The organism is Mannheimia sp., assembly GCF_056854775.1.
This window is the reverse complement of the sequence record NZ_JBXGGI010000096.1, coordinates 1-4190: the sequence shown is the minus strand read 5'-3', so window position 1 is coordinate 4190 and position 4190 is coordinate 1. Positions and strand designations below refer to the sequence as shown.

Genomic DNA, 4190 nt, shown 5'->3' with positions numbered 1-4190 from the left:
CGTTAATGTAATTTGTTCTTTTTCTGCGATTTTTTCAGCGAGTTGTTCAGACCAATCATTTAGGTTTTTCAAATAACCTGCATCGTCAGTTGGGTATTGGATATTATTCAGTTCTATAGACATAAAATAAAAATGCCACATAAAGTGGCATTCCTCTTATATTTTAATATTAATCATCGCTACCTAATACACCAAAGATTTGTAAGAAACTTACAAATAGGTTATAGATAGAAACATATAAATCAACAGTTGCACGAATATAGTTTGTTTCGCCACCGTGAATAATATTGCTGGTTGCGAGTAAAATCGCACCGCTTGAGAAGATAACAAATAAGCTGCTTAAGGCTAAACCTAGTGCCGGAATCGCTAAGAAAATGTTAGCGATAATGCCGACTAATAGTACCACAAATAATGCTACCATCATTCCGCTTAAGAAACTCATATCTTTTTTCGTGGTTAATACATAAGCTGAACAAGCGAAGAAAACTAATGCCGTTGCACCAAATGCAAGAGCAACGATATCACCTAAACCGGCACCGATGTAGCGGTTTAAAATAGGACCTAAGGTATAACCCAAGAAGCCTGTTAACGCAAATACGCTTAAGATACCCACACTGCTATTTGAAGTGGCATTCGTTAAGAAAAGTAAGCCATAAAAGCCGATTAATAATCCCCACCAAGGCATTGCCGGTGCGTTCATTTGCATTGCAACAAAAGCAACAACGGCTGAGAAAGTCAGTGTCATTGCCAATAACATATAGGTATTGCGTAGCACTTTGTGAGTGCTAATAAGTGATTCAGATGTTGAGTAGCTATGAGCTAAACGATTTTCCATAAAAATTCCTTCTGTTTTTGTTTTTAAATCGGAAAAACCGACGGATTGATATGTATGGATAAATTTCCATAAATCAAGCCTTAAATTAGCGGTAATTTATTGTAAAGTCAATGCGATTTTGTAACAGGGGAGTAAAAAAAATAATTTAGTTATGTTACACTTAACACAATTCTACTGCTTGTTCCTTTAGTTTTGTTATGAAGCTTAATTTCCCAACTTTTTTAACTTTATTTCGTGTCGGAATGATACCACTTTTTATTGTGGCGTTTTATCTGCCGACTAAATATGCCCCTGAAATTGCTACCTTGATATTTTTTATTGCTTCTATTACTGATGCGTTTGATGGTTATTTAGCCCGTAAATGGAACCAAACAACGAGACTTGGGGCATTTTTAGACCCTGTCGCAGATAAAGTCCTGGTTGCAGTTGCTTTTGTTTGTGTAGCGGAGCATTACCATACTTGGTGGGTTACTATTCCAATTTGCATTATGATTGCCAGAGAGATTATTATTTCTGCATTGCGTGAATGGATGGCAGAGCTCGGTGAGAGAGCAAGCGTTGCCGTTTCAATTTGGGGAAAAGTAAAAACAACCGCTCAAATGTTAGCCTTAGGCGGAATGATTTGGCGACAAAGTGAAGCAATGGAAATTTTAGCCTTTATTCTACTTTATATTGCGGCAGGTTTAACTATTTGGTCGATGTTGCAATATTTGAATGCTTCCAAAGGTAGCTTGTTGAAGTCGTAAGCGGTCTATTTTTATTATTTTTTTGCAATTGTGAAGCTATTTTGCAATTGCATATTCTGAATTTCATCACGCATAATGTCCGAATTTGATTCCAAATCTTTTCTTGCTGATGTTCCTCATCAGCCCGGTGTTTATCGTATGTACGATGGCAAAGGGAAGATTATCTATGTTGGTAAAGCCAAAGATCTAAAAAAGCGTTTATCAAGCTATTTCCGTGCGAATTTACCTAATCGTAAAACCGAGGCATTGGTGTCGAATATTGCCTATATTGAGACAACGCTAACCCATTCCGAAACAGAAGCCCTACTGTTAGAACACAACTATATTAAAGAAAATCAACCTAAATATAATGTGCTTCTGCGTGATGACAAAGCCTATCCTTATATTTTACTCACTAAACATCAACATCCGCGTGTGGGGAGCTTTCGAGGCAGTAAAAAAATCAGTGGTGAATATTTTGGACCTTACCCTAATGCCACGGCAGTGCGGGAAACGCTCTACTTGTTGCAAAAAATTTTCCCTGTCCGACAGTGTGAAGACAGCTATTATAAAAACCGCTCCCGCCCTTGTTTACAATATCAGATCGGACGTTGTCTTGCCCCTTGTGTGGCAGGTTATTGCACGCAAGAAGAATACGATAATCAAGTGAAATTGGTTCGACTGTTTTTACAGGGTAAAGATCATCAAGTGGTTGAATATCTGATTGGTAAGATGGAAAGTGCGGCTGAAAATCTGGAATTTGAAACGGCGGCACGTTATCGAGATCAAATCCAACTCGTGCGTGAAGTAATGGAAAAACAGTCGATCTCAACTGATCGTCAGGACGATCTGGATTTTATTTCGATTGCTTACCAATATGGTATTGCTTGCGTGCATATTTTGTTTGTACGACAAGGCAAGGTATTAGGCAATCGAAGCTATTTTCCAAAAGTGCCAAATCATACCGATCTTGCTGAATTAAGTGATACCTTCATCGGGCAGTTTTATTTGCAGATGAACCAGCATCGCACAATTCCCAATCAGATCATTATCGATCAAACAGTGAGTGAAAAAGAAGCCTTAGAAACCGTACTATCTGAACAAGCCGGGCATAAAGTTAGCATTTTAAATAAAGTACGAGGTGAAAAAAGTCGCTACCTCGCTCTTGCTCAAACCAATGCAATTGCTGCTCTGAATGTTCAATTAAAGCAAGACGAACGTATTTACACTCGCTACGAAGCTTTACAAGCGGTGCTAGATCTCGAAAAAATTGCAAGAATGGAGTGCTTTGACATCAGCCACACAATGGGTGATCAAACAGTCGCTTCTTGTGTAGTGTTTGATGAAAACGGCATTTTGAAATCGGATTATCGCCGTTTTAATATTGAAGGCATTACGCCCGGTGATGATTATGCCGCAATGGAGCAGGCTCTTCTGAAGCGTTATGACCGACCACTTCCACCGGAAAAAATTCCTGATATTATTTTTATCGACGGAGGCAAAGGGCAGCTCAATCGAGCGTTAGATACTTTTTCCAAGCTGAAGGTGGAGTGGGATATATCTAAACCACTCCTAATTGGTGTTGCAAAAGGGGTGGAACGCAAAGCAGGGCTAGAAACCTTGATTATCAGCAAATGGGATAAAGAGATCAACTTACCGCCCGATAGCCCTGCTTTGCATTTAATTCAGCATATTCGAGACGAAGCACATAACTATGCTATCAATGCACATCGAAAAAAACGCCAAAAAGCCTTTACTGAAAGTGGGTTAGAAAGCATTGAGGGCGTTGGAGCTAAACGTCGCCAAGCTTTATTAAAATATCTAGGCGGAATGCAAGGTGTGAAAAATGCCACGCTTGAAGAAATTCAAAGCGTGCCGGGTATTTCTAAAGCTTTAGCGGAAGTTGTTTTCGACACTTTGAGAAATAGTTAATTAAACAAGCGGTCATTTTTGTTGAAAAATTTACTCGTTATGCTCGTAGCTCGTATCATCAGTAGCACTGATGTTAAAGCGTAAGTGTTTTTGCAAAAATGTCCGAAAAAACAACCGCTTGTTATATTGCAAATTGAAATGAAAAATAAGCAAACGTTTGCGTAATCGTTTGCTTATTTGGCGGGAAATCCGTATAATTCGCCCCTAATTTTTTATTTCTTTCAATCTTATTTTGAGGCATTTATGCAAAAAATTCTTTACCCTGTTGATTCTAAACCGCCATTCGGTCTAACGCTTCTTCTTGCGGCACAACATTTGTTGGCGGCACTTGGTGGTATTATTGCCGTACCGTTAGTCATTGGTAATGTGCTAAATTTACCTGCATCGGATATTATCGTGCTGGTTAATGCTGCGTTATTGGTGTCGGGTATTGTAACGATTATTCAATGTCAAGGCATCGGACCTATCGGTTTACGTTTACCAAGTGTGATGGGAACGAGTTTTACTTTCGTAGCGGCAGCACTGGCTATCGGTTTTAGTGAGCACGGAGTAGCAGGGATTATGGGGGCTTCATTGGTCGGTTCTCTAGTAATGATTATCGGCAGCTTTTTTATGCCTTATGTGCGTAAACTTTTTCCACCTGTGGTAACCGGTGTTGTTGTAATGATGATCGGTTTAAGTTTAATTCCTGTGGCGGT

Annotated in this window: 5 protein-coding genes; 3 read left to right on the top strand and 2 right to left on the bottom strand. The window is 39.2% G+C overall.

Features of this window, described 5'->3' with window-relative positions:
* Together ACJHV0_RS06585 and ACJHV0_RS06580 are read right to left on the bottom strand one after the other, a co-directional pair.
* The coding region (locus ACJHV0_RS06585; protein ID WP_483133720.1) for a TusE/DsrC/DsvC family sulfur relay protein at positions 1–141 on the bottom strand (141 nt) is incomplete at its 3' end.
* Between the two features lie 28 nt (positions 142–169).
* The gene (locus ACJHV0_RS06580; protein ID WP_188155989.1) at positions 170–835 is read right to left on the bottom strand and encodes a Bax inhibitor-1 family protein; all 666 of its coding nucleotides are present in this window, start codon (positions 833–835) and stop codon (positions 170–172) included.
* 197 nt (positions 836–1032) lie between these two features.
* Here ACJHV0_RS06580 and pgsA point away from each other — a divergent pair, with 197 nt between their 5' ends.
* From pgsA to ACJHV0_RS06565, 3 genes are all read left to right on the top strand, one after another.
* A complete protein-coding gene (gene pgsA, locus ACJHV0_RS06575; protein ID WP_025216986.1) occupies positions 1033–1581 on the top strand; it encodes a CDP-diacylglycerol--glycerol-3-phosphate 3-phosphatidyltransferase in 549 nt (182 codons plus the stop codon).
* Positions 1582–1656: 75 nt separating this feature from the next.
* Positions 1657–3492: an excinuclease ABC subunit UvrC gene (gene uvrC, locus ACJHV0_RS06570; RefSeq protein WP_483133719.1), complete on the top strand. Its 1836-nt coding sequence runs from the start codon at positions 1657–1659 to the stop codon at positions 3490–3492.
* 243 nt (positions 3493–3735) lie between these two features.
* The coding region (locus ACJHV0_RS06565) for a solute carrier family 23 protein (protein ID WP_483133718.1) at positions 3736–4190 on the top strand (455 nt) is incomplete at its 3' end.